This is a genomic window from Limibacillus sp. MBR-115 (genome assembly GCF_040549425.1).
Lineage (GTDB): Bacteria > Pseudomonadota > Alphaproteobacteria > Kiloniellales > CECT-8803 > Limibacillus > Limibacillus halophilus.
Map to the genome: position 1 here is coordinate 703240 of NZ_JBEPTJ010000001.1, position 24704 is coordinate 727943.

The 24704-nt window shown below is 58.9% G+C and carries 23 protein-coding genes; 5 read left to right on the forward strand and 18 right to left on the reverse strand.

Features of this window, described 5'->3' with window-relative positions:
• Window positions 1-6: 6 nt before the first annotated feature.
• The 7 genes from ABIE63_RS03335 to ABIE63_RS03365 all read right to left on the reverse strand — a co-directional run bounded on the left by ABIE63_RS03335 (window position 7) and on the right by ABIE63_RS03365 (window position 6150).
• The gene (locus tag ABIE63_RS03335) at window positions 7-780 is read right to left on the reverse strand and encodes an aspartate/glutamate racemase family protein (protein WP_354502765.1); all 774 of its coding nucleotides are present in this window, start codon (window positions 778-780) and stop codon (window positions 7-9) included.
• A gap of 29 nt (window positions 781-809) precedes the next feature.
• Window positions 810-1403 (reverse strand): carboxymuconolactone decarboxylase family protein, encoded by a 594-nt coding sequence (locus ABIE63_RS03340; protein WP_354502767.1) that lies wholly within the window; start codon window positions 1401-1403, stop codon window positions 810-812.
• A gap of 93 nt (window positions 1404-1496) precedes the next feature.
• Window positions 1497-2726, reverse strand: coding sequence for an ABC transporter substrate-binding protein (locus ABIE63_RS03345; RefSeq protein ID WP_354502769.1), 1230 nt, complete (start codon window positions 2724-2726; stop codon window positions 1497-1499).
• Window positions 2727-2840: 114 nt separating this feature from the next.
• A complete protein-coding gene (locus ABIE63_RS03350; RefSeq protein WP_354502771.1) occupies window positions 2841-3740 on the reverse strand; it encodes a branched-chain amino acid ABC transporter permease in 900 nt (299 codons plus the stop codon).
• 16 nt (window positions 3741-3756) lie between these two features.
• On the reverse strand, window positions 3757-4617 hold the full coding sequence (locus tag ABIE63_RS03355; RefSeq protein ID WP_183417582.1) for a branched-chain amino acid ABC transporter permease: 861 nt from the start codon (window positions 4615-4617) through the stop codon (window positions 3757-3759).
• 13 nt (window positions 4618-4630) lie between these two features.
• Window positions 4631-5347 carry an ABC transporter ATP-binding protein gene (locus ABIE63_RS03360; protein WP_354502773.1) on the reverse strand — a complete coding sequence of 239 codons (717 nt, stop codon included), beginning with the start codon at window positions 5345-5347 and terminating at the stop codon, window positions 4631-4633.
• Window positions 5344-6150 (reverse strand): ABC transporter ATP-binding protein, encoded by an 807-nt coding sequence (locus ABIE63_RS03365; RefSeq protein WP_354502775.1) that lies wholly within the window; start codon window positions 6148-6150, stop codon window positions 5344-5346. The genes ABIE63_RS03360 and ABIE63_RS03365 overlap by 4 nt, the downstream gene beginning before the upstream one ends.
• A 226-nt stretch (window positions 6151-6376) precedes the next feature.
• On the opposite strand from ABIE63_RS03365, the gene ABIE63_RS03370 reads away from it, so the two are divergent.
• Complete coding sequence (locus ABIE63_RS03370) at window positions 6377-8614, forward strand: SPOR domain-containing protein (protein WP_354502777.1); 2238 nt, start codon at window positions 6377-6379, stop codon at window positions 8612-8614.
• Between the two features lie 13 nt (window positions 8615-8627).
• On the opposite strand, the gene ABIE63_RS03375 is transcribed toward ABIE63_RS03370, so the two are convergent.
• The 3 genes from ABIE63_RS03375 to ABIE63_RS03385 form a co-directional block, all read right to left on the reverse strand.
• On the reverse strand, window positions 8628-9059 hold the full coding sequence (locus ABIE63_RS03375) for a hypothetical protein (RefSeq protein WP_183417585.1): 432 nt from the start codon (window positions 9057-9059) through the stop codon (window positions 8628-8630).
• A 90-nt stretch (window positions 9060-9149) separates the two neighbouring features.
• On the reverse strand, window positions 9150-9533 hold the full coding sequence (locus tag ABIE63_RS03380; RefSeq protein ID WP_354502779.1) for a hypothetical protein: 384 nt from the start codon (window positions 9531-9533) through the stop codon (window positions 9150-9152).
• A gap of 86 nt (window positions 9534-9619) precedes the next feature.
• Entirely contained in the window at window positions 9620-10264 is a 645-nt protein-coding gene (locus tag ABIE63_RS03385; protein WP_354502780.1) for a 2OG-Fe(II) oxygenase family protein, read from the reverse strand.
• Between the two features lie 149 nt (window positions 10265-10413).
• Between ABIE63_RS03385 and gloA the strand changes: the two genes are divergently transcribed.
• The gene (gene gloA, locus ABIE63_RS03390) at window positions 10414-10854 is read left to right on the forward strand and encodes a lactoylglutathione lyase (RefSeq protein ID WP_354502781.1); all 441 of its coding nucleotides are present in this window, start codon (window positions 10414-10416) and stop codon (window positions 10852-10854) included.
• Window positions 10855-10875: 21 nt separating this feature from the next.
• Here gloA and ABIE63_RS03395 read toward each other — a convergent pair whose 3' ends face one another.
• Window positions 10876-12198, reverse strand: a complete 1323-nt coding sequence (locus ABIE63_RS03395) for an MFS transporter (protein ID WP_354502782.1) — start codon at window positions 12196-12198, stop codon at window positions 10876-10878.
• A 5-nt stretch (window positions 12199-12203) separates the two neighbouring features.
• On the reverse strand, window positions 12204-12575 hold the full coding sequence (locus tag ABIE63_RS03400) for a LysR family transcriptional regulator (protein ID WP_354502784.1): 372 nt from the start codon (window positions 12573-12575) through the stop codon (window positions 12204-12206).
• A 156-nt stretch (window positions 12576-12731) separates the two neighbouring features.
• On the opposite strand from ABIE63_RS03400, the gene ABIE63_RS03405 reads away from it, so the two are divergent.
• The gene (locus ABIE63_RS03405; protein WP_354502786.1) at window positions 12732-13019 is read left to right on the forward strand and encodes an encapsulin-associated ferritin-like protein; all 288 of its coding nucleotides are present in this window, start codon (window positions 12732-12734) and stop codon (window positions 13017-13019) included.
• Window positions 13020-13157: 138 nt separating this feature from the next.
• Here ABIE63_RS03405 and ABIE63_RS03410 read toward each other — a convergent pair whose 3' ends face one another.
• The 5 genes from ABIE63_RS03410 to ABIE63_RS03430 form a co-directional block, all read right to left on the reverse strand.
• Window positions 13158-14726, reverse strand: a complete 1569-nt coding sequence (locus tag ABIE63_RS03410) for a trimethylamine methyltransferase family protein (RefSeq protein WP_183417592.1) — start codon at window positions 14724-14726, stop codon at window positions 13158-13160.
• A 41-nt stretch (window positions 14727-14767) separates the two neighbouring features.
• A complete protein-coding gene (locus ABIE63_RS03415) occupies window positions 14768-17239 on the reverse strand; it encodes an FAD-dependent oxidoreductase (RefSeq protein WP_354502788.1) in 2472 nt (823 codons plus the stop codon).
• 12 nt (window positions 17240-17251) lie between these two features.
• Window positions 17252-19690, reverse strand: coding sequence for an FAD-dependent oxidoreductase (locus tag ABIE63_RS03420; protein WP_354502790.1), 2439 nt, complete (start codon window positions 19688-19690; stop codon window positions 17252-17254).
• A 23-nt stretch (window positions 19691-19713) separates the two neighbouring features.
• Entirely contained in the window at window positions 19714-20289 is a 576-nt protein-coding gene (locus ABIE63_RS03425; protein WP_183417595.1) for a helix-turn-helix domain-containing protein, read from the reverse strand.
• Between the two features lie 86 nt (window positions 20290-20375).
• A complete protein-coding gene (locus ABIE63_RS03430) occupies window positions 20376-21284 on the reverse strand; it encodes a LysR substrate-binding domain-containing protein (protein WP_354502792.1) in 909 nt (302 codons plus the stop codon).
• Between the two features lie 123 nt (window positions 21285-21407).
• Between ABIE63_RS03430 and ABIE63_RS03435 the strand changes: the two genes are divergently transcribed.
• The gene (locus ABIE63_RS03435; protein ID WP_354502794.1) at window positions 21408-22619 is read left to right on the forward strand and encodes a TauD/TfdA family dioxygenase; all 1212 of its coding nucleotides are present in this window, start codon (window positions 21408-21410) and stop codon (window positions 22617-22619) included.
• On the opposite strand, the gene ABIE63_RS03440 is transcribed toward ABIE63_RS03435, so the two are convergent.
• Window positions 22616-24274, reverse strand: a complete 1659-nt coding sequence (locus ABIE63_RS03440; RefSeq protein ID WP_354502796.1) for a glucosyltransferase domain-containing protein — start codon at window positions 24272-24274, stop codon at window positions 22616-22618. The genes ABIE63_RS03435 and ABIE63_RS03440 overlap by 4 nt on opposite strands.
• A gap of 104 nt (window positions 24275-24378) precedes the next feature.
• Between ABIE63_RS03440 and nrtS the strand changes: the two genes are divergently transcribed.
• Window positions 24379-24609 (forward strand): nitrate/nitrite transporter NrtS, encoded by a 231-nt coding sequence (gene nrtS / locus ABIE63_RS03445; protein ID WP_354502798.1) that lies wholly within the window; start codon window positions 24379-24381, stop codon window positions 24607-24609.
• Window positions 24610-24704: the final 95 nt, after the last annotated feature.

Genomic DNA, 24704 nt, shown 5'->3' on the forward strand with positions numbered 1-24704 from the left:
CGGAAGTTACTGGGCGGCGATTCCCTGTTTTGACGGGGTTTCGCCGCCGTGGTCACTCCTTTCGGCGAATACCCGCTCGAACAAGCTGCCAAACCCGGGCTGCACCTGGCCCACGCCCATCAGGCGCAGGCAGTCGGCGAAACTCGCCTGATTGGAGGAGATTACCGGCTTCCCCAGATCCGCCTCCAGTTTCGCAAGGTTCTCGATCGTGCGAAATCCAGTACAAGAGATGAAAACCGCCTCAGCGCGATCATTGTCGACCGCCCTGGCACGGCGATAGGAAACTTCCGGTGCGCATTCCTGAATGTCGGCCGTCTGGACCAAGCCACCCCCCTGCCAGGCCGTGACTTCGATCCCGTTATCCTCGAGCCAGCGTTTCTCGATCTCGGTCACTTCGTCCGTATAGGGCGTAGCCAAGGCAACTCTGCTAATCCCCAAAAGACGCAGCGCCCTGAGCACTGCGGTCGAGGTGGTCGTCGATGGTAGACCACTGGCGTTTTCGATGACGTCTATCAAGCGGGCGTCATAACCCAGGCCGCCGACGAAACTACCGGAGGTGCAGCCAAAGCACATCACGTCCAGTCGGCACTGTGTAAGTTGCTCCGCCGAACGGGCGGCGTCGGCCTCCATTCCCAAAAGCGCCTCGGGCGAAACTTCCTTGAGATAAACGCGGTTGGCATGAACCGAGACGCCCTCCGGCGCCAGTCTCGCGAACTCTGGCTCCATGACCGTGTTACCGGTCGGCACCATCAGGCCGATCCGTCCACGCCAACCGTACATTGCTGCCTCCTGGCCGGGTTTTCCGGCGCTTACTCCGCCGCGTCGTGCTGCGGCAGGGCTTCCGTCGAGGAACCATGCGACAGGTAATCCTCGATCACACCTTCTTCCATGCCGATCTGCAGCGCGTCGTTCACCCGGTTAAAGAAGCCGCAGAGCGCGGTCCGCACCGTCAATTCGACGATCTGCTCTTCGGTGAAATGCTTCTTCATCTCATCGAAGATCGCATCGCGCATGTACTGGGGCTTTTCGGTCACCTGAACCGCAAAGTCACGTACCAGACGATCTACGTCATTCAACCCGGGGCAGTCCGGCTCCAAGATGTTCGCGACCGTCTCAGCGCCCAGACCCTGCTCGACAAGCCGGGGGGCATGGTGGGCCACGCAGTAGGTGCACTCGTTGATTTTGGAGACCACCACCAGCGCAATCTCCAGGTATCGCTTGTCGAGGATCTGCTCATCCTTAAGGTCGAGCAGAAGACCCTGAATGTGCTTGAGGACCGGAGCCCGGTGCGCAAACACCTTCACTTGATTGAGGAAGGGGCCATACTCCTCCGAGAAGCGCTTGTAGATTCCGCGAACGTCCTCGGGAACCTCATGAATTTCAATATCGCGTACCCTCGCCATGATCTCAACTCTCCTTGATTCAAACCTTCATATTACTATGGCAACGGCGGAGGCGGCGAACAAGTCACCGCCCCCAACCCGATCGCCGCTATCTCAGCCTTTAAACTCCAAGCGCTCCACGACGACATCCTTGCCGTCCTGAACCTCGGTAAGCTGGAAGTCCCTACCCAGCACCATGCCCTCGTTGTCGAACTCGACCGACGAGCTGGCACCGGAATAGTTAATCTCTTCACCGGCGCGAATGGCCTCCAAGCCTTCCAGAACGCTGAAGACTTCCTTCTTGCCGGGCCCGGTCGTCACCTCCCAGATTGCCTTGGCGACCTTTGCCGTATCCGTGGAACCGGCCTTTTCGACGGCCAACAGCAACGATGACATCTGGTCGCGCCCGGCGGTGCCGAAGGGGTGTTGCACTTCGCCGGTATCTTCCAGGCCCGCTTCCTGAAGGTACATCGCATAGGCCTTGCTGCCGATCGGGGGAACCGGCACGCCATGCAACAGGCCGTTGGCGGCCTCGCCCACGGCCTCCTTGAACTTGTCGCCCGTCGCAATCGACACGGAGATCACCTGACCCTCGTACCCGGAACGGAAGATTTCCTTATAGACCGCCGTAAAGTCGGTGACGTAGGCAGGGATGAAGACGGCTTCCGGATCGCCGGCGATCAATTGCTCCACCTCCGTACGGTAAGACGATTGCCCACCGTTGTAGAAGAAAGGCTCGTTGATTACCTGGGCGCCCTTCGCCTTTACCTTGGCGGCGAAGGCATCGATCATCGACCCGGTGAAGTCGTTGTTCAGCGCCATTAGGGAAAAGGTCTTGAAGCCGCGCCGCAGCGCCAGGTCGGCAATGGCATCGCCCCAGACCGGCGAAAGCGCCTGGAAATTGAACACCAGACCCTTCTCGTCCTTGGTCGGAATGTCTGCCGAGGACGACGTGCACATCTGAATTACACCAGCTTCCTGGCACTTCGGCATGATGCCCAGTGTCACCGAAGACGACCAGGTTCCCAGAATTCCGATAACCTGGTTGACGTTGATCAGCTTGTCGGCCGCCCGGACCGCGGTTTCAGGGTTCGTCTCCGAATTCTCCTGGGTCAGCTGCACCTCGCGCCCCAAGACCCCGCCCGCTGCATTCACCTCTTCAACCACCCGGCGGTGCGCCGCCGCGATATTAGGGCCGAAGGGGCCGCCGCCACCGGTATTGGGTGTCAGGCTTCCGACATTTATTGGGTCCGCGCCAAGGACCAACTTTGGCGCAATTGCCGTTGCGGCAAAGGCCGCCGCCGTTCCTTGAAGCGCCCTGCGGCGCGTGATCAGCTTGTTCATTTTCGTTCTCCTCTGTCCCCATTTCCTGGCGGGTAGCCCACCGGTTTCCTCGTTCTCGTGTCGCTAGGATTTTCACACTATGCCATGTTTCTTTTTTTGTTAATTACGGTTTTTTCAAGGGTTATATTGAAATTTCTCCTCTGGCATGAGACCACGGGGGCGCAAGCGGAGTACGACAATCAACAGAACGCCGATCAGAATGATTCGCAGCGCTGATAGCTTCTCCGCGTCCAACCAGGTCATGAAATCGCCGAGAAATCGCGTGCCCTCAAGCAAGGCCATGACCACGCCCGCGCCGATCAGCAGCCCCTTGTTGTTACCGGCCCCACCAACGATCACCGACATCCATATGAAAATAGCGACCATGGGCATGAATACATCCGGGCTGATGTTCTGGACGTAATGGGCATAAAGCGCCCCGCCCAGGCCCATAAAGGCGCCACCCAGGGCGAATACCTGGATCCGGTATCGCAGCACTACCTTTCCCAAAACCCCGGCAACCACATCATCCTCGCGAATGGCGCGCAGGACCCGTCCATAAGGGCTGCGGCGGATGCGTTCGCTAATCAGGAATATGATCAGTACGGTGACGGCAACCAGAGCGAGGTAGAAATAAGCGTATTGGTCACGATTAAGCATTCCGCCCAACGGGCGGGCATCGATACGCAGGCCGCGCGGTCCCTCCGTCAGCCAATCCTCGTTGAGAACGAACAAGCGGACGATCTCGCCAAACCCCAGCGTTACTATCGCCAGGAAATCCTCACGCAGTCGGATCGACAACAGCGCGACGGCCGCGCCCCAGATCAAGCCCATGACGGGCGCTGCAAGCATGGCCCATTCAACCGGCCACCCTGCCTTCACGCTAAGAAGCCCGCTGGTGTAAGCGCCGATGGCGTAGAATCCGGCGACACCGAAATTCACCATGCCGGTCATGCCCCACTGCAGGTTCAGGGCAAGGGCCATGATCATAAAGAAACCGACATAGGTGGCGATGGAAACGAAGTAGAAGGTCATGACGGCTGCCTCTCCCTCATTTCTTGATCTGCGCCTCGCCGAACAGCCCCTGAGGCCGCAACAGCAAGAGCAATGCAATGATGATAAAACCGACACCGACCTTGTAGGTACTGGGCAGAACCAGAACGGTCAGTTCTTCGGCAATTCCTACCAACAACGCTCCCAGCATCGCGCCGTAGGCAGAGCCGATGCCGCCGAGGATCGCTGCCGCAAAGATCGGAATTGTAAGGTTCCAGCCCAATAGAGGCTCGATCACCAGATCGAGTCCCCCCAGAGTGCCGGTCAACCCGAAAAGCGCGCCGCAATACAGCCAGGTGAAAGCGATGACGCGGCCGGTGTTGATACCGCGCACCTGCGCGAGCATGAAGTTATCGGATGTCGCCCGCATGGCTTTGCCTATACGCGTGTAGCGAAGGATTGCGTGGGTCAGACTAGCTACAGCCAAAGCCAGACCGATGATCCAAACCTGTTCGACGGTGATGCGCATCCCCGCGAATTTCATCGGACGCGTAAGCGGCAGATCGAAACCGCGCACATCCGCACCCCAGAACAACCGCACGCCCTGTTCCAGAATCAATGTCAGCGCAATGGAGACGATCAACAGGGTAATCGGCGAATGCTCGCGCATCGGCTTGAACACGATCTCATCGCTCAACCACACTAATGCTCCGGTCACCGCCATACCCAGCAAGGTCGCCAGCACGAGCGGCAAGCCCAGTGTCACATTGAAGGCGAAAACCGCGAACGCACCGACGGTGATATATCCGCCGATCGCGAAGTTTGGAAACCGCAAGATGCCAAAAAGCATGCTGAAGGCCACCGCCGGCGGACCTATCAATGCGGCATTCACCAACGCGTTGATCAAAACCTGCCCCATCGGCCCGTCCCCTCTATTGCCGGGTACCGAGGTAGAGTTCTCCCACCTCGGCATTGTCCAGCAACTCGCTTGCCGGAAGGTTCAGCTTGATTTCGCCGGCGGCCATGACGATGCCACGATCAGCAATACCAAGACCCTGGATTGCATTTTGTTCGACCATCAGCACACCTACGCCGGTCTCGTTGACACGCCGGACCGTTTCAAACATCTGGCCAACCATCTTCGGACTGAGCCCCGCGGAAGGCTCATCCAGAAGCAAGAGTCTTGGCGCGACCATCATAGCCATGCCGAAGGCCGCCATTTGCCGCTGTCCGCCGGAGAGATTGCCCGCACGTACGGCAGATCGCTCCTGCAACACCGGGAATAGCTCAAAGACGCGCGCCATTCGTTCGTGACGCGTATCCGTCGCGGTCCAAGCACCCATCTCCAGGTTTTCTTGCACTGTGAGGCTACGAAAGACGTTGGCCTCCTGCGGCACATAAGCGACGCCGTGCGCGGCCATTCTGTTCGCAACCATCCCCGTCAGATCATCACCATCGACGCGTACACTTCCCATGCGAGGACGTACAACACCTGCCAGTGTCTTAATCAGTGTCGATTTCCCCGCGCCGTTCGGCCCGATAATTGTTGTGATACCCCCGGCCGATAGCTCGAAAGTGACATCCTTGATGATGTCGCCTTTTCCATAGCCGGCGCAGAGCCCCTCTACCGCCAACAGAGGCCCGGTCATGCCACTCCCCCAAGATAAGCTTCGATCACCGTTGGATCTCGGCGCACCAGGTCAAAGGGGCCCTCGGTCAGCTTGCGCCCTTCGGTCATGACGATGACCGGGTCGCATAGGCGGGCGATGATATCCATGTCATGTTCGACGATCAGGAAAGTCCGGCCCTGGTCCCGGTTAAGGGTGATGATGATCTCCTCCAGGGTTTTCATCAGTGCCGGGTTTACTCCCGCTCCGGGTTCGTCCAGCAGGATCAGCTCGCAATCCAGCATCAAGGCCCGCGCAAGTTCCAAGAGCTTCTTCTGGCCACCCGAGAGGTTCTCCGCATACTCGTCGCGGAGGTCCGCAAGGCGCGCAAACTCGAGAACCTCGCACGCCTTTGCATAAAGCGCCCTTTCCTCCCGCGCCACTGCACCCGGTTGCAGAAAAATCGGGAGCAAACGCTCGCCAAGTTGCGCGAGGGGCGCCAGCATCAGATTTTCCAGGCAGGTTAAACGGCCGAGTTCCCGGCTAAGCTGGAAGGTGCGAACGACACCCAAGGGCGCCAAACGATGCGATGGCCATCCGGTGATGTTCCGCCCGAACGCATGGACCTCGCCGAAATCCGGCGGGATTACGCCCGACATGCAGTTGAACAGCGTTGACTTGCCAGCCCCGTTGGGGCCGATCAAACCTGTCACTGTGCCGCGTCGCACCTCTAAATCCATACCGGAAAGTGCTTGCACGCCGCCAAAGGCTTTCTGCAGGCCGTTGACCGAAAGAATCGCGTCGCCACCTGCGTTTTGCAGTGCAGCCCCATCTGCCCCAAACAAGAGTTTTTGATCCTCTCCGCTTTTGTAGCTCTAGTTAGATAACCACTGTAACCACGGACCCGTCCACCGCGCCACACGATCTTGTGAAATACGTGATCCGGAGGTCTATTTTCCGTTTATCCCCCCAATTCCCATCATCCACAGGCAGAACGACTCGCAGCTTTTGTATTAAAATGCAGAATAATTTACACATACCTCCGAACCAGGAAGGCCGGGCGGCTAATTGATGACCGATGAACCAGCGCAACATGATGATCTTTCAGCACGATTGCTGGATTGGTTGCAGGCGGGCGAGAAACAGCCTGGTGGAAAGCTGCCGCTGTACGACGCAAACGGGGAGCGCATTCCCAAGGCGTTGATTCAGGTTTCTCTTGAGTATGGATTAGTAGAGCCCTGGACGCCCGGCGTTGCGGCTTTGGGTATCTGTAAGCTGACCCCCCTTGGCCGTAGATTTTTGAGCGCACCGATCCCGCAAGGCGCCCCCTCAGCGGACTCCTCGGACACACAGCTTGAACCATCTGAGAGCATTTCATCCAAGACGGAACCCGGTTCTTCATTGGATGAAACGGATTTGGTCGATTGGGTCCGAGACGATCCAGCCGAAGAGCAGTGGACTTCGGCAAACTGGGTGCCGGAATCCTGGAACGAGCCACCCGCCGAGCAGGCGTCACCGGCTGAACACGATTTGGGCATCACGGAAACCGGCGATATTTTTGCGCCGGAGCCAATGCCCCACGCCGATGAATCGGCCTCTGCCCGACATAACACCATTTTCGACGTTGGCGAGGATCTTCGACCCGGCAGCCGCCACCCCGATAGCCCGCGTTCTGACATGTTAAGCAGCCAGGATTCCGACGATCCAGATTCCGAAGTTTGGGACGACGAAGATTCGGATTTGGACGCATGGGATATAGCGCTACGCGGTCACACAGATACGCTTGACGAGCGGCTTGAACTGGCGTCGAGCGAACCTGATGACCGGCGACGGGAAGATTTGGAAGAACGCGACCGCTTGCCGCCGATCGATGCGCCGACCGCACGCTTTAGCCCCAGACCAACGGCCGCGGAAACCATCGGCTCCGGCAGATTCAGACCCGGTGGAGCGGACGTCCGGCCGCTTCCCGCAGACGGCATGGTCCTGAAGAACAAGCGCTTCGATGACACCCTGCCCGATGCCCTTCTTGATTTGCGCACGCAGCCTGATGGGCGCGAGTCGATAACCAGTCGGCGCACTTTGCGGCTTTTAGTCCTTTCCGCAGTGGTAACAGCGATTTCGGTTGTTCTGATCTTCCTGTTTCTCCTGAATCTCAACCGCGACGGTCCGCAAATTGCCATTCTGGCACCGGAAAAAATCTCTCCCATGGAGCCCGTTGCTGAGACCTCCACTGAACCGCCTACCAGCCTCCCAGGCAAGGACGCTCAGAGCGATGATAACCTGACCGCGACTACGCCATTTATCACAGCGCCGTCCGCCCAGCATCCTGCGGTGACAGAAACTCCGGAAACAGAGACAGCGGAACCGTCCCCGACCGTTGAACTCCCGGGAAACACGACGAGCAAAAAAGGATTTGCAGGTACGAAAAACTCCCGTTTTTCGGCCGAAACGCTAGTGATACCCTTCGACCCTGCTTCGCGCCAGATTATCGAGCGGATCGTTCCGCCTGCGGCCCCGACCGCGCCAATCCGAGCGGTTTCGTCGTCAACGAACAGCGATGGCACAACCAACTCCGCTCCCGCCGACGTTCCGGAGACCGCCGCTTTGGAAGCCCCACAAGACCAGGCCCCGGAACCTCAACAATCGACACCAACCACACAGCAAGCGCTTCCGGGCGCTGGCGAAAATGTTGAATCGGAAAGTACGTCGCCGCGGTTGGCTGGCTCCGAACCGACGGGCAGCAGCACGGCGCCTTCACGGATCAATTCAGACTTTCTGCCGGATGCCGTTCCCTTGACCCGGCAATCCCCCGACGATGCCGCGCCGGAGGAAGCCTTCAGCCCAAACCCCGATCCCCATTTGTCAGAGAGAAGCTCACTGCGCCTCGCCGACCCCAAAAGCGATTCGGGCGACCCATCACCCCAGACCTCCGCCGTACTAGGACCAGGGCCGGGGTCGTCGGTATCTCTACCGCTTGCAAAACCCGCGGCGCCCCAGGCCTCCACAGCGGCCTTCCAGACAGTATCGCTTCCGTTACCCGGGCGGCGATCCGGCCTATATAGGCTGCAACTCCTGGCGACTGGAGATCGCAACGATGCGGAGTTGCGCAAAGAGCAGCTCATCTCGCGCTACAGCGATCTGTTCCAGGATGCTCCTGTCTTTATCGAGGTGGTTCGTCGGGACGCCGCTCCAACCCTCTATCGTGTGAAGGTCGGCGCTTTCGACAGTCGTGATCGTGCACAAACGCTCTGCCTGGCACTCCGCGAGCGTGGTCAGGACTGCCTGTTGCTGACCACGCCCTCTCGTTAAAACGCCGAGTAACTTAGGAAGCGCTGCAACGGCCGACGGCGACAAAGCTATTTGGCGCGCCGTATGTCGAAATGTTCTCTGAAAAGAGGTAACCCCAGGTGAAGGTCTTTTTCATACTATCGTATGCGACCATTTCAGCGCCCAAGGTGCAGACATAAAGCATTGGCTGCAGATCCTTGTAAGGTTTGGCGCAAACAAAGCTTTCCTGCTTGCCAAGCGTTTGAGAGCCGGGACGCTTGGGATGGGTCATGACCATCTCCACCTCGGAAATAAACTCCATCGCAAAGCCATCGCCCTGAAACGGCAGAACTGAACTGGAGCCGTCCTTGAACTCGATACCGCCGGTGGTTTCCTCGTTGCACTGGAGGACTTGTCCCACCTGCGCATCCGCGGCCCCTAAAGGCAACAGGGCAGCCAGGCCCAGAACCGCAAAGAATAAACGCATGTCGCTTTCTCCCTGTTCTTACGCTTGTTGAAGCCGATGAGAAGTCGTGGCAATCGGCCCCCGATTGGGATGCCGGCAAGAATCCGGTGATTACCGGTTCATCTGCCGCAACTCCTGGGTAATATCCTGCGCCTGGCGCAAACGGCTGAGCGATTCCGCCTGATCGAATGGATCTGCCCGACCGCTTGCAAAAGCTTTCTGATAAAGTCTGTAGCTTGCTTTCGCCTCGGCTTCCTGATCGCCACCGCTGCAACCCGCTGAAGCAAGGCTCAAGTAATCGTGCCCGGTTACACCGGCATACTGCCTTACCTGCGGCCAAAGGTAGCTGTCATAGCTGTTGCCAGCGACCCATCCGATCAGCGTCAAGCCCTCATCACGCCGATCACAAGGATGACCTTGCGCCGAGGCAAGATGAGCCGCGAGAAGCGGCAGCGCCAAGGCAACGCCGATCCAAATTTTTCTCAGTGGCCTCATAGAATGCTCCACTCAATCCACAATATGCAATTGCAGACAGAATAAGACGTAGCGACCCCTCTAAGCAACCAAAGCTGTCGCGCCGATCAATTTTGTGCGGGCAAATAGCTGTCCGACCATTTCAACACGAGGTTGAACGACACAGAAATTCGCTGCTCACGAGACAGGTTCGGGTGTACGAAATGATGCAGGAAAGCGGGCCAAATCATGATCGTTCCGGCTTTTGGCTGGACCGTGAATTCGGCCTCGATCTGCGGATCGTTTCGGATTGCCGTCATGTTCGCTTGCGGTCTCGGATCATAGAATGAAATGGCACCGGGCCGGCGGTCCTTGCGCCCCGGCAGATCTTCGTACTTCTCTGGGATCGCAACATAGTAGGTGCCGCTCAACCATGCATGCGGGTGATTGTGGAGATCGTGATAATCCCCGAAGCGGTTAACGTTTGCCCAACCCTGCATCGCCCAGTCCACTCGGTAGTCGATTCCCGCTTGGCGCAGATAGTCGATGGCGCTCTTGTTTATGCACTCGCGCAACCAGCCAATCGCCGGGTGGTCGCGATCGAGGAAGTTCTCCGCCAAATAATCCGTCGTCAGATCTTTGCGTGCGCTTTCCAGACTCTGGATTTCCGCAGCGAGCACCTTATTCGCCATCTCCGCTTGGGGAATTTCCCGACGCAAAAGCAAGGTAGGCCAAAGCTGGTAGAATCCGTTGGGGTCAGGTTTTTGTTTCATGATATCGGGAGGCTATCGCCTCCCGGCGCCGGATGCCAGCCCCCTTCCACCCAATTGCCGGATACCCGGTTGCCAAACTCAATAGCACTCGCCACTTTAGCTTGAAGCAACCGCCATTCCGGCATCGACGAGAAGGAATTTTCCAAACAATGAGGTATCTGCACACCATGGTCCGCGTGACCGACCTCGAAAAGTCGCTCGACTTTTATTGCACTAAACTCGGCATGACCGAAGTTCGGCGCTACGACAACGACAAGGGACGTTTCACGCTGGTGTTCCTTGCCGCTTCCCAAGACAGGGAAAATGCAAAAGCCCGTTCCGCCCCGGTCGTGGAACTGACCTACAACTGGGACCCCGAGGCTTACGACGGCGGCCGCAACTTCGGCCACTTGGCCTACGAGGTCGATGATATCTATGCCACCTGCCAGAAGCTGATGGATAGCGGCGTTACCATCAATCGCCCGCCCCGCGACGGTCGCATGGCTTTCATCCGCTCACCTGATGGCATCTCGATTGAACTGTTGCAGGCCGGTGAAGCGCTGGAACTGCGCGAACCCTGGACTTCAATGCCCAACACCGGCACGTGGTAAACAGCAACAAATGCGGCGCATTCAGTCCTGCTGAGCTTCTTCAAGCCTCCAGCAGGCGAATGCTGCCGCAAAGGCTCCCAGGGTTAAAATCGCGAGCGCCATCAAGAGACTCCAAGACATTACCAGCCCGATCACAACGCCACTGCCAAGCAGGACCACGCCGATAAGGCTGTTGCTGAGAGCAACATACTGGGCCCGGGTTTCGGCGGTCGTCATATCGATCAACTGTGTCTTGCGACCGATCCTGACACCGGAATGCGACACGCCGAGCACAAACAGTACCGCGCCATGAAACCAGAGGCTGCCCAGAACCTGCGGCAAGGCGATATGGATGGCTAGAACGACCGCGCCAAGAAGCCCGGCACCGACGGCTGCATAGGTCATGGTTCGGCGGCTTGATCGATCGGATAAGCCGCCCCAAACCGCCGAACTGAGAGTTCCCGCAAGGCCAGTCGCAACGACTAGCAATCCAAGAGTGGCGAGCGATCCGTCAGTACCCTGCTGCGCGAAAGCGACATATATTGGGCCTGCAAACGCAGTACTCAAAAGGAGCGAGCGCGCCCACAGGAAGCGCCGCAACTCGGCATCCGCAAACAACAGATCGATCTGTCCCGTCAACACCGACTTCAAGTCGCGCCCACCTTCGGTAGCGCCCTCCTCTTCGTCCAGCATCAAGAAGGTGACCGCCCCCAACAGCCAAGAAACCCCGGCGGCGGCAATAATAGCGAACAGCAGGCCATCGCTGCGTTGATCCTCAGGCACGAGCGTCAAATAGATGCCCACCAGTCCCGTGACCGCACCGGCGATGGACTCTGCATAGCCCGACAAGCGGCCTCGTTTCGCCTTAGCCACCGTCTTGCCGAGCACGTCCTTGGCTGCAACGGACGCCACGCCACGCGCCAGGCTGAAGACCGCAAGCAAAGCAATGACCGCGACACCGGCGGAAAAACCCTCAAGCCCCGCCATGCCGGCCATTGCCATGGCGAGGATGCAGAGACCCTCCACGGCACTGGCAAAGGCCCAAAAGTGCTTGCGCCGTGGAAAGCTGCGAATCAACCCGCCGACCAGCAACTGCGGCAAGAGAGACAGAGACTCGCGGATCGGCACCAGAAGCCCTACGAAAAAGGCCGGAGCACCCAGCGCGCCGAGCAACCAGGGTAACACCACCTTGGAATCGGCAAGGCCGTCGCCGATTTTGCTGAGGCCCATGGCCGCCGTCTGGATAACGAAACTACGCGGCTGGTCGTGGCAGGCTGCCTCGCTAATATCCTTGCAGAGCCGCCCATCCTCCTCACCAACGGCGGCATGGAATAACCTTTCGGTCCAATGAAGGGCCTTTTCCACTTCTTTTATTCCTTCTTTCCAGCCAGCGTCGAGGCGGAGCCAAAGGCGTTTAGCTCTTCTGCCGTCGCCGCCTGGGCGGCAGCCACAAGACTTTCGAACCGACGAACGAGGTCATGCCCTTCCGTCGTCAGGCGCGCGCCGCCGCGCTGCTTTCCGCCCACATGCGTTTCCACGACCGAAAACGCGAAGCAACTGTTCAACTCGTCGACCAGCCGCCAGGCACGGCTATAAGACATATTCAGCGCGCGGGCTGCCGCGGCAATCGAGAAATGCTCATCGAGCGCCTTCAATAGCGCAATCTTGCCGGGGCCAAGCTGACCACCGCCCGGCAGCGTAATCTTGATCCAAAGCCGCGCTTTGCTGTTGGAAGATGTCATGCCCTCAACCCTATCGCACTGTCCTTACGAAACTATAGGCCCCAGAAATTTGCCAGCCTTCCATTCTCGGTAATCACCATACCCCTTGAACCAGCAAATCTATTTGATAGCTTTTGTTGTGACACCCTTTGAGAAAGATTTGGAGAGGATTACTAAATGTCCAGTGAAGGCCTTCACGAGCCGATTGAGAAGCTCAGCAAGAAAACCATCAACATGCACCGTGCCATCGTCTCCCTGATGGAGGAGTTGGAAGCGGTCGATTGGTATCAGCAGCGTGCCGATGCCTGCGATGATCCGGAGCTCAAGGCCATCCTGATCCACAATGCTAACGAAGAAATCGAGCACGCGATGATGGTGCTGGAATGGATTCGGCGGAACAACGAGACCTTCGACAGAGAGATGAAAGAACGCCTGTTCAGCGACGCGCCGATCTCCGATCACTGAGGTATCTCAGTGCCAAAGTCGGCGGCACTGGTATAGCAAAACAGCACGATGGTGATCCTCGCTGGCAAGGCGGAAATAGGTCAGACGCGAGGACACCATCACGGGGGGCGTCTGCGTTCACATGAAGAAAACACTCCGCTAGTCCAAACCCATCCCCTGCCGAGCCAATAGGATTGGCAAGCGCTGGCGTAACTCTTTATCCAGTTCGCTGGAGACATGCCGCGGGAAAAAGCTGGCAAGGCGCTCCTTCTTGACTGCAGTCGCGGTCTCGACCACGTCGGGACGACCTTTCTCCACCCATTCCTTGGGGCTGGTGCGATCGCCGAGCTCCGGATAGACGTAATCTCGCTGCATCAACTCCAGCGTCGAGGAATGCCCCAGGTAATGACCCGGCCCTTCGGTGCAGACCTGCCGCATCACTTCAAGCGACAGGGAATCCTCGGTCACCTCGATTCCACGCACGCAACGCAGGCACTGTCCCAGCATGTCATTATCCAACAACAAACTCTCCAGGCAGAAACCGAGAAGCGATGCGTGCATGCCCGCCGACTCATAAACCATATTGAGCCCGGCCAGCCCGGCCATCACGTTCGAGATCGCCTTTTCATAACCCGCCTGAAGGTCGGGAAGCTTCGAATCGGCCATGCCCGCCGCCGCCCCGCCCGGCAAATCATAGAACTGCGCCATCTGCGCACAGGCGGCTGACAATAATGCCTGCTCGCCCGAGCCACCGGACATCGCGCCAGTTCGCAAGTCGGATACGAAAGGCCAGGTTCCGAAAATCGCCGGAGCCCCGGGCTGAATCGCATTGACGTAGCAAATGCCAGCCAGGACTTCCGCGGTGGCCTGCATTACCGCGCCGGCCAGGGCAGGCGGCGCCGTCGCACCCGCTTGGCCTGCCGACAGCAACAGAACGGGCATGCCGCCGTGAACACAAGCTTCGAGAACGCGGCAAGCATCCTCGGCAAACTTCATCGGCGGAACGACAAAGCAGTTCGAGTTGGATACGAAAGGCCGGTCTCTCCAAGCCGCTTCGCCGCCGGCAACCGCATGCAGAAGGTCGAACACCTTGGGCATGTTCTCGCCGAGCGTGAAGCTACAACCGACGTGCTTGGTGGTTCCGGCGATGGAGGCATAAAGCGTGTTGATGTCCAGCTCTTCCAGGGTATTCACGTCGCAGGGCGTGAGCGGGCGCTGAAAGAAGTGGATGTTGTCCAGCTGCTGGACCAACCGCGCGGCATCATAAAGGTCCTGAACCGTGGCGTTGCGGTAGATACGCTGCTCGACATCCACCATCATCGTCGCCGCACCTGCGGTTCCGAAATGCACTTTCTTGCCCTGCGGATGGAGGTCGTACAGCGGGTCGCGACCGTACAGCGGTCTATTGCGCCATGCCTTCGCAACCATGTCCTCAACCATGGCTCTGGGAAATCTCAACCGCCCGTCGTCACCCAGAATCGCACCCGCGGCGGTGCAGTACTCGATACAAGAGGGAATTGCATCGGCTAGACCGATCTGCTCCAACGCATCCAGGGCCGCCTCATGGACGCGCCGTACCTGGTCATCGGACAGCGGGCGATACACACCGCCTTCGAGCCCGGCTCGGATCGGCTTCAAATCGTCGGGAAGAGGTGCAGCGCGTGCCGCCCTCCGGGCCTCTCGACCACCTTTCCTTCGGCCTTCGCGGACTGCTGTTTCTTCCGTCATGGCCCGATTTCCTTCTTGCTGAGGTTTTCAATGCTTCCTGTTCATAGTCGGGTACGATCCGCCTTGGGATCGTAGAGTGGTTTGAGCGAGGCTTCAGCCGGGTACCGAACGCCGGCGACCTCGATCTCGTAGTGCGAGGCCAGTTGATCGGCTGCACTTTCGCCCTCCACACAAGGCACATAGCCCAGCCCGATGGCCCCACCCAGCCAGTGCCCATAGTTGCCGGAGGTCAAGCGGCCTACGATCTTGCCGTCACGCAGGATCGGCTCGTTATGGAATAGCAAGGGCTCGGGGTCGGTTAGCTTGAACTGCAGCATCCGGCGGCCAACCCCTGTCTGCTTTTTCGCAAGCACCGCCTCACGCCCTAGGAAGTCGCCGAAGCAGGACGTCGGCTTGTCTGTTTTGACCGCGAATCCCAGGCCCGCTTCCAGCACATGATCCTCGTCGGTTATGTCGTGGCCGAAGTGACGGAAAGCCTTTTCGATACGGCAGGAGTCCAGCACATGGAGACCGCAGAGCCGAAGTCCTTGCGACGGCCCTGCCTGAGCTATGCTGTCGAACACATGACCGGCCATCTCACTGGAGACGTAAAGCTCCCACCCCAACTCACCGACATAGGAAATTCGGTGAGCGCGTGCGATCCCGAGCCCGATCTCGATCTGCTGCATGGTCCCAAATGGGAAATCTTCGTTGGAAAGGGATTGCGGTGTCAGGGGTTGCAACAAGTCCCTGGCCTTGGGACCCATAACGCAGATTACCGCCTCCCCCGCCGTAACATCGACCGCCACGCAATGCGCCTCGTCCGGGATATTGCGCTTCAACCAAGCCATATCGCGCTGCAATGTCGCGCCCGGCGTGACCACTAGGAAGCTGGTTTCATCCAGGCGCGTAATGGTCACGTCCGCCTCAATACCGCCATGCCGGTTGAGCCACTGCGTATAAACGATGCCGCCGGGCTCAACCGCTACGTCGTTGCCGGAAAGACGCTGCAAAACCGCCTCTGCGTCGCGGCCTTCGACCCGTATCTTGCCAAAGGAAGACATATCGAACAGCCCAACTGCGCTGCGGACGGCCTTGTGCTCCTCTGCGGCATAAGCAAACCAGTTTTGCCGTTTCCAGCTGTAAGTGTATTCGGCTTTGCGGCCCTTCTCGATCTCGTCGGGCGGCAGGAACCAGTTGGCCCGCTCCCAGCCGCTTGCTTCGCCGAAACAGGCGCCGCGCGCAGCTAAACGCTCATGCAAGGGCGAGGTGCGCACGCCCCGCGCAGAGGCATACTGGCGGTAAGGATAGTGATCGGCATAAAGCAACCCCAGCGTCTCCTTGACCCGCTCCTTGAGATACCGCCTGTTGCCCTGGAAGGGCTGCATTCGGCGGATATCGACATCCCAGAGGTCAAAGGGAGGCTCGCCTGCATTCATCCACTCGGCCAGTGCTTTTCCCGCGCCGCCCGCCGATTGAATCCCGATGGAATTGAACCCCGCCGCCACGAAGAAATTGTTCAACTCCGGCGCTTCGCCCAACAGATAACGGTCATCCGGCGTGAAACTTTCCGGGCCATTGAAGAACGTATGGATACCGGTCGATTCCAGAACCGGAAAGCGGTTCACCGCCTTTTCGAGAATCGGCTCGAAGTGTTCGAAATCCTCGGGCAGCTGATCGAAGCAGAAATCTTCGGGGATGCCGTCCAGCGCCCAAGGCTTTGAGACAGGCTCGAACGCACCCAGCAAAATCTTGCCCGCGTCTTCTTTGTAATAGGCGCATTCGTCCGGGACCCGCAGAACCGGCAATGTCGATGGCAGGCCGGGCACCGGTTCGGTGACGATGTAGAAGTGCTCGCACGCCTGCAACGGCACATTCACCCCCGCCATGCGGCCAACTTCGCGGCCCCACATGCCGGCGCAGTTCACGACATACTCAGCACGGACCTCGCCCTTGTCGGTCGAAACGCCGGTAACGCGCCCGGCCTCCTGGTGGATGGCGGTCACTTTGGTATTCTCGAAAATCCTGACCCCCCGGTTGCGCGCACCCTTGGCCAGTGCCAGCGCGATGTTGGCCGGATCGCCCTGCCCGTCGGTCGGCAGGAAGACACCGCCCTTCACCCCATCGAGATTTATGTATGGGTGCTTTTCAAGACATTGCTCCGGTGACAGGACGTCCGCCCGCAAACCAAAGGTCGCCGCCATTGATGCGCCGCGCTTTAGCTCCTCGAAACGATCATCGCTCAAAGCCAGGGCTAGCGAGCCGCGCTGGCGAAGCCCGGTCGCAACCTCTGTTTCCTCTTCCAAGGTGGCATACAATTCGGCGGTATACTTGGCTAGCTGGGTCATGTTGTAGGATGCGCGAAGCTGCCCGATCAGCCCCGCCGCGTGCCAGGTGGTCCCACTGGTGAGTTGTTTGCGTTCCAACAGTATGACGTCCCGCCAACCGAGCTTGGCCAGGTGATAGGCAACGGAACAGCCAATCACGCCGCCACCGATAATGACCGCTCGCGCTGACCCGGGAAAATCGTTCATTCGAAATCTCTCCTAACTCTTCAATCGACTATTGCTCGGGTCGTAGAGCGGTTCGCTCCCGACCACGGCTGAAAAACGCTCGCCAAAAATATCGACTTCCAGGGCGGTGCCTTCGACCGCCAAATCGCGGCGCACATAGGAAAGCGCAATCGACTTGCCGATACGGTGCCCGTAGCCGCCCGAAGTAACGAGCCCGACCCGCTCGCCGTCCTTCCAGATCGTCGCCAGATAGGGCGCATCCGCAGTCCCAGCATCGACGATCAGCGGCACGAAACGCTCGCTTGGCCCCTCCTGCTTTTCCTGGAACAGGGCGTCGCGCCCGACGAACGCTGCCTTGTCGAGCTTGACGAAACGGTCCAGCGCACCCGCCAGCGGAGAGAAGTCCGTGGAAAGGTCTTCCTTCCAGGATCGGTAACACTTCTCCAATCGCATTGCGTTCAGAGCATAGATGCCAAAGTCACGGATGCCTTCGGCCTCACCTGCCGTCCACAGTGCCTGGTAAACGCCGACCATGTACTCGTTCGGCAGGTGAATTTCCCAGCCCAACTCGCCGGCGTAACTGACCCGGATCGCGCGCCCACGAGCCATCCCGATCACGATCGGCTGGTGGCTTAGCCAAGGGAAGGACTCGCTGGAAAGGTCGTTCTCGCAAACCTGGGCCAGCACGGTGCGGCTCTTGGGACCCGTCAAAACCAGAGTGCCCCAAGCTGCCGTCACGTTATCGATCTTGATGCCGGAATCAGCCGGCAAGTGCGCCAGCAGCCAGTCCCGGTCATGCCATTCAGCCCCTGACGCCGTCATCAGCCAGAAGTGATCCTCGGCAAAACGCGTTACCGTCATTTCGGTCAGGATGCGGCCAGACTTGGTTGCAAAGTAGACCAGCCCGATCCGCCCCGGTTTAGGCAACGTGCCGGTGATCAGATCTTCCAACCAGGCCGCGGCACCGTCGCCGGAGACCTCGAAGCGTGCGAAGCCGGGAAGATCGAGGATGCCAACCGCCTCCTGCACGGCCTTGCATTCCTCGCCGACGGCATCGAACCAATTAGTACGGTGAAAGGAGAGTTGGTTTTCGGCTTCGTCCTTACCGGCTCTCGGGAACCAGCAGGCGCGTTCCCATCCGGCCCGCGCACCGAAGACGGCACCCTTGGCCCGGAGCGTTTCATAGAGGGGTGAGGTCTTGGCGGGGCGTCCCGCGGGCCGTTCCTCGTTGGGATAACCGATGGCATATTCACGTTGATAAAGCTCTACGGCCTTGGCGCGGGTATATTCTTTGGTAACGTAGCCGGTGAACCGTCTTGGGTCGATCGACCACATATCCCATTCGGTCTCGCCCTCGACGACCCACTCCGCCAGGACCTTGCCCGCGCCACCGCCCTGAGTGATGCCAAAGGAGAAGACGCAAGCTTCGAAGGCGTTGGGCACGCCGGGCATGGGTCCGACCAGCGGATTGCCGTCCGGTGTGTAAGGTATCGGTCCGTTGATGACTTTCTGTATGCCTGCCTTGCCCAGGATCGGCACGCGGCGGCAGGCATCCTCGATGTAGAATTCCAATCGCTCCAAGTCGTCCGGATAGAGTTGAAAGGAAAAATCCTCGGGCATCGGATCGTTCTTGTTGACCCAATGCGGCGTCGCCTGCCACTCGTAGGGACCCAGGATCAAGCCGTCGCGCTCCTGACGCAGGTAATAGGAAATATCGGGATCGCGCAGCAATGGCACTTTCCCATTGAGCGCAGCCAGTTTCGGCACCGACTCTGTGACAAGATACTGATGCGCCATCGCGACGCTGGGAACGTCGCGCCCAAAGAAACGACCGACCTCTGCGGCCCTGTAACCTGCTGCGTTCACAACCTTCTCGCAGCGAATGCTGCCCTGCGCCGTGATCACTTCCCATTCGCCCGAAGCGAGGCGGCGCACATCCGTAACCGGCGCAAAACGGATAATCTTGGCACCCAGATCGCGCGCGCCCTTGGCAAAGGCCTGGGTAAGCTGGGCCGGGTCGATATCGCCATCGGTCGGATCCCAGACGCCACCGAGAATATCGTGGGTTTCAAGAAAAGGGTGGGCGGCGCGCATCTCTTCGGTCGTCATCATATCGAAGTCGATGCCCTGGTGGCGCGCCATGCCGACCACGTGTTGAAACTCCTCCATGCGGTCCTTGCTGTGGGCCAGCCGGATCGAACCTGTATTGTGGTAGTTCATCGGATAGTCCACCTCGTCGGCGAGACGGGTGTAGAGCGCGGTCGAATAGCGCTGCATCTTCATGATAGACCAGGAACCGGAGAAGCTTGGACAGTTGCCGGCAGCGTGCCAGGTCGAACCGGAGGTCAACTCGTTCTTCTCCAGCAGCACGCAGTCACTCCAACCCATCTTGGCTATGTGGTATAGGCTGGAGCAGCCAACGACACCGCCACCGATGATCACGACACGGGCATGGGATGGAAGTTGGGCCATGGTCGCTTTTTCCTCTTCTTTGATCAGTACACCGGCGGAGCGATCACCCAGATCACCACCGCCGGTTCATCATGGGGATTTGCCCAGCGATGCGTTTCCCCCTTGAATCGGAAACTGTCGCCGGGATTGAGGTGGAATGAGCGTTCGCCGATCCACAAATCGAGCCGGCCAGCAACCAAATAGCCGGCTTCCTCGGTGGGACGCAGCGCCGGTTCCGGCAATGCGGATCCAGGTTCGAACACGCTCCGGAAAATCTCGAAGCTGCCCCCCAGGTCAGGCGACAGCAATTCCTCTAGCAACCCATCCTTGCGGTCGCCCAGAACACGGCGCGACTGGGCGCGCACGATGTAACCGCGTTCTTCCTGCGGCGCCGCGTCGTTCTGGAAAAAGAAACCGAGCGGTAGTCCAAAAAGGGCCGCAATGTGCCGGAGGTCGGCGATCGAAGGTTCCGACAAGCCCCGTTCGACCTGGCTAACCCAGCCAACCGAGCGCCCTAGCTTTGAGGCAATATCCTGGAGCGTGAGGCCGCGGGCCCGCCGCAAGGCGCGCAAATCCGCGCCGACGCCACCCTTTTCCGCCTCGAAGGTCGCTTTGTCCAAAGCGCGGCTCCCTGCCACATGAAATTTTTTTAGATTTTTTCATGAAAATTTCTGTCGATGCAAGAATTTTCACCATACTGATGCGACTACGCATGCCCGGCGGTCTCCTCCAGGATCCAATCGCGCAGTATCCGCGCCGAAGCCGAGAGTCGCCGACCTTGCGGAACAAGCAGATAAAAGGAATCGCTGGCCAGGATTGCCTTTCCAATGCCCAAAGCTTCCAGGCGGCCGGACTGGACGGCCGCCGCGGCCATCCAGCGCCGTAGCAGAGCAACACCCTGCCCCGCCTCGCACAATGCGAAAGCGGTAGCCACGGTATCGACTTCCAATACAGCCGGCGCCGCATTCGCCGAAGAGAGCTCCATCTTGGATTGGGCTGCCGACCACTCCTGCCAACCCTCCCGGTATCCGATGACTTCAATGAGCCGTTGTTGGGATAGCCATTCGCCTTTGTCCCGTTCTTTGGCCGCCATTGCCAAAGCCGGGTTCGCAAAAGGCTCAAGATAGTCCTCGGTGAGGCGAAACACTTCGTTACCGGGCCATCGGCCATCGCCATAGCGAATCTCAAGATCGATAGCGGCCTGATCAAAGTCAGAGGCCCATAAGGTGGTCAGAATGCGGAGCGGCACGGCCGGATGCCGATCCAAGAAGTTCGTAATCCTTGGCAGCAACCAGTGGGCTTGAAAAGACGCCGTAGCGCGCAACTGCACGCCCTCTTTTTCCCGCCGACCGAAGAGCGCATCCGTGCCGCGTAGCAAGCTCTCGAAGGCCTGCTGGACGACCGGCCTATAGGCCTCGCCCGCCTCGGTCAGATTGATACCGCGCGGCAGCCGCTTGAAAAGCGGCCGTCCCAAGCGCTCCTCAAGCAAGCGCACCTGCTGACTGACCGCGGAAGGTGTCACGCCCAGCTCCTGCGCCGCACCGACAAAGCTGCCATTGCGCGCGGCCGCGTCGAAGGCCCGTAACCAGATCAAGGGGGGCAAGGTAATACTCATGACAAAGCCTAGCCTTAGTTAAACTTATTCTTAGGCCAAAGATTAGTCATTTGCTTGCGCTAGGCCAATCACCGCATTTTCATGGCTAGCTTTGCGCCCCAACCCACAAGGACCTCGGAAACGATGATCGCTACAGCAAGCCAAGCCGGTTCGAGCCTCCAAGCGCGCAACGCTCCGCGCCCGAACATGGCCGATCCGGCGCCCTATCCATTGGTTTCGAGGCTAGTTGGCCTTGAGACCACCGACGATGCCGTCAAAGCGCTGTGGAATGACGACCGGGAAAGCCAGTTCCACGCTGTCTGGCTGCGCGATAACTGCGCCTGCGCTACCTGCCGCCACCCCGCGACCCAGGAGCGGACCTTTTTGCTTCTGGACGCTGAACAGCCAAGCTTGAGAGCCGCGACGATACTGCCCGGTGGGCACCTCGAAGCGACCTTTGCAGACGGACACACCTCAAGCTTCGATGCGGGCTGGCTCCGAGCCAAGGCTTACGATGCCTGGGCCTTGGCCGAACGCGACCAGCCACCGGTCGAGTGGGCTGCCGACATGGAGATACCAAGGTTTCCTTTCGCCGAGGTGATGATGGGTTCGGAAGGGCTTGCCCGTTGGCTAAAGGGTTTGCTGGAAACCGGTATAGCCATCGTCACGGAAGCCCCGGCGGAACCTGGACGACTTTTCGAAATCGTCAACCGTGTTCAAAACCCCAAGGAGACCAACTTCGGCACGCTGTTCGAGGTGTTTTCGAAGCCAAAGCCCAATTCAAGCGCTTACACGTCCTTGGGCCTGGAACCGCACGCGGATCTGGTTAACTGGGCCTGCCCGCCGGATTTTCAGGCGCTTTTCTGCATCGAGAATAGCACGGGCGGCGGTCGTTCCATTTTCGTCAACGCCATGACCGTAACCGAGGCCCTGAGGCTCCAGGACCCGGACGCCTTCGCATTGCTCTCCGAAGTTCCTGTCGAGTTTCGCTTCCAGGATGAAACCTGTGATCTGCGCCATCTGGCGCCGGTCGTCGAACTGGACCGCCAGGGACGAATACGGCGCTTACGCTTCAACAACTGGCTGCGCAATCAAACTTGTGCACCGGTGGAGAGCATGGCGGCCTGGTACCGTGCCTATGCAAAGCTCTGGAGCCTGATCCGGGATCGCCGCTATCAACTGCGCCCGATGCTGGCACCCGGCGAGATGGTGATCTTCGACAATGTCCGCGTCCTGCACGGTCGGGAAGCCTACGACGCGAATGCCGGCCGCCGTCACCTGGAAGGTTGTTACCTGGATCGTGACTGGGTCACAAGCTGTCTGCGCTTGACGGACCGTGAGTCCACAGCGCTCTAAGGGACATCGTCCCCCAGCAGGACGATCAGTATTCCTTCCGGTAACAGCTTGATGCTGGTCGGGTGTGGCCAGGGTTGCATGGTCGAGAGAGGTTCTCGGAACAATCGGCGCACTTCCTTGTCTCGCAGCCGACCGGTAGGCCGGTCATAGCGGATCGTGTTGGATGCACTGAGTTGCAGCAGATTGTACAGGCGAGTGGGGTGGCAATTCAAAACACCGCATTCAACGATGCTACTGTCCATGGGTCCCGCGTGGGCGGGCATTGCGTAGGGTCGTTCACTAGCAGTCGGAAGGCGCCCGACAGGGTAAACAATCAGGGGCTTGGCGCCGTTCTCCGTAACCGCCTCCAGGTCGCTCATCGCTTCGATCCGCTCTATCATGCGCGTGGCGATCGACCAGTCCCGGCGGTTCAGGTTGTAGGTGACGAAACTCGCCGCATTGTGCTGAAACACGAAGATCAGTATCAGCGTCAGAGCAAGGCCCTTCACCAACCTCCCGGTCAGCAGCCGTGGCGCACCTTCCAGCGCAAGCAAGGCGAAGCCCGCATAAACCAGCGCTAAGGACACGATCCCGTTGTAGCGGTAGCTGTTGGGCGTACGCATGATCCCCAGCAGCCAAGGCAGGACCAAAAATCCGCAGGCCAACAATAATCCGACCCCGATGTACCAGACCGCATTCAACGGGTTTTGTTTCGAACCGCGATGGATGAGCGCCAAGGGATAGACCGCCAGCAGGCCGAGAAAGAGCCACTTGGCGAACTGGGGGACTAAGTGTTGTGGCGAGAACAAAAACTGCTCGAAATAGGCCAGGAAGCGCGCCAGGGTCATTTGCAATTCGCCCGTCGAACTCACCAAAGACCCGGATAGTGCATAGCCCTTGGCCATTTGTCCGAGACCGTAGGCCGTCTGCGTCACGTAGACGGACAGACCGTAGAGGAATATCCCGCACCCGAAGATCACGACCATAAGGGCCAAACGCTTGACGAAGATAGTGGGTGCGACCTCGTCGAAACCGTTGCGCAGCAACGCACGCATCCAGCCAAGGAGAAAAATCATTGGCGCCATTGGCGCCATCGCCTGGTACCCGGAGGCCGAAAGCGCCAGGCATAAACTTGACGCTAGGCCCATGGACAGGGCTTTCAGCAGGCCTAGGGGTTGACCTTGCACCATCCGCCAGGCGAGCAGACCGCTCGCCAATGCCAGCAAGGTTGCAAGGCCCGCGTTGGGATGATTGTTCTTGAAATTGACCATCTCGGCCCAAAAAGGCGTCAAGACGAACAAACCCAGGAAAGCAAACCCCGCGAAGCGATCATCCACCGCCAGAAAACGCAGCGCCAACAACCCGCCCACCAGCCACAATGCGACCATAAAACTCAACGTGAAGGCCGGCGCGAAGAGTTTGTCGGCGAACACCATCCAGATGTAGCGTTGCAACCATCGTCCGAGCGAAACGACGACATCGTACTGGTTGCCTTCTTTCCAGACGGCGGACCAGTCATCTCCCGCCAGGGTCATGTTGAACATGACGAAGCCATAGGCGATCAGACAGAGCAGAATGACGACCAACAGGCCGTCTCTGTGGTGACCGATGAGATATTCGCTCCACCCGCAGATGGGCTGGCTATTAGCCACGACCTTGCTTGATTCGGATTGCATCACTGTTATGCCCCCCAGCATGCAAGCGTCCATTGTGGCGCTTGATTCTTGCCGATCTTTCGTTTGTTTTGGCATGATCTAGGAAAGCTAGGCAAGAAAACGCTATGCCGGACAAACCAAAATCAATTCTCGGACAGGTTCTCACAGGCGCCATCCTGCGACGCTCCCTGATCGTCACATTCATTGTCGGATCGCTTCTGAATGTTATCAACCAAGGCGACAGTCTGTTCACCTCACAGCCCATCGACTGGGTCAAGCTTTGCCTGACCTTTTGCGTGCCCTTCCTGGTCACGACTTATGGTGCCTATAGCGCCCTCATGGCGCAAAAACCCTGACCGTTTACGATGTCAGGATATTATTTCAGGCGTTGATGACGGCGCGCAGTCCATAGGCGAGTGCACCAACCGCAAGCACCCCGATAATCCAGTAG

Coding starts and splice junctions, on each gene's coding strand:
- ABIE63_RS03335 (WP_354502765.1), bottom strand. CDS start 780: ATGTACGGTTGGCGTGGACGGATCGGCCTGATGGTGCCGACCGGTAAC.
- ABIE63_RS03340 (WP_354502767.1), bottom strand. CDS start 1,403: ATGGCGAGGGTACGCGATATTGAAATTCATGAGGTTCCCGAGGACGTT.
- ABIE63_RS03345 (WP_354502769.1), bottom strand. CDS start 2,726: ATGAACAAGCTGATCACGCGCCGCAGGGCGCTTCAAGGAACGGCGGCG.
- ABIE63_RS03350 (WP_354502771.1), bottom strand. CDS start 3,740: ATGACCTTCTACTTCGTTTCCATCGCCACCTATGTCGGTTTCTTTATG.
- ABIE63_RS03355 (WP_183417582.1), bottom strand. CDS start 4,617: ATGGGGCAGGTTTTGATCAACGCGTTGGTGAATGCCGCATTGATAGGT.
- ABIE63_RS03360 (WP_354502773.1), bottom strand. CDS start 5,347: ATGACCGGGCCTCTGTTGGCGGTAGAGGGGCTCTGCGCCGGCTATGGA.
- ABIE63_RS03370 (WP_354502777.1), top strand. CDS start 6,377: ATGACCGATGAACCAGCGCAACATGATGATCTTTCAGCACGATTGCTG.
- ABIE63_RS03375 (WP_183417585.1), bottom strand. CDS start 9,059: ATGCGTTTATTCTTTGCGGTTCTGGGCCTGGCTGCCCTGTTGCCTTTA.
- ABIE63_RS03380 (WP_354502779.1), bottom strand. CDS start 9,533: ATGAGGCCACTGAGAAAAATTTGGATCGGCGTTGCCTTGGCGCTGCCG.
- ABIE63_RS03385 (WP_354502780.1), bottom strand. CDS start 10,264: ATGAAACAAAAACCTGACCCCAACGGATTCTACCAGCTTTGGCCTACC.
- gloA (WP_354502781.1), top strand. CDS start 10,414: ATGAGGTATCTGCACACCATGGTCCGCGTGACCGACCTCGAAAAGTCG.
- ABIE63_RS03400 (WP_354502784.1), bottom strand. CDS start 12,575: ATGACATCTTCCAACAGCAAAGCGCGGCTTTGGATCAAGATTACGCTG.
- ABIE63_RS03405 (WP_354502786.1), top strand. CDS start 12,732: ATGTCCAGTGAAGGCCTTCACGAGCCGATTGAGAAGCTCAGCAAGAAA.
- ABIE63_RS03410 (WP_183417592.1), bottom strand. CDS start 14,726: ATGACGGAAGAAACAGCAGTCCGCGAAGGCCGAAGGAAAGGTGGTCGA.
- ABIE63_RS03415 (WP_354502788.1), bottom strand. CDS start 17,239: ATGAACGATTTTCCCGGGTCAGCGCGAGCGGTCATTATCGGTGGCGGC.
- ABIE63_RS03420 (WP_354502790.1), bottom strand. CDS start 19,690: ATGGCCCAACTTCCATCCCATGCCCGTGTCGTGATCATCGGTGGCGGT.
- ABIE63_RS03430 (WP_354502792.1), bottom strand. CDS start 21,284: ATGAGTATTACCTTGCCCCCCTTGATCTGGTTACGGGCCTTCGACGCG.
- ABIE63_RS03435 (WP_354502794.1), top strand. CDS start 21,408: ATGATCGCTACAGCAAGCCAAGCCGGTTCGAGCCTCCAAGCGCGCAAC.
- ABIE63_RS03440 (WP_354502796.1), bottom strand. CDS start 24,274: ATGCAATCCGAATCAAGCAAGGTCGTGGCTAATAGCCAGCCCATCTGC.
- nrtS (WP_354502798.1), top strand. CDS start 24,379: ATGCCGGACAAACCAAAATCAATTCTCGGACAGGTTCTCACAGGCGCC.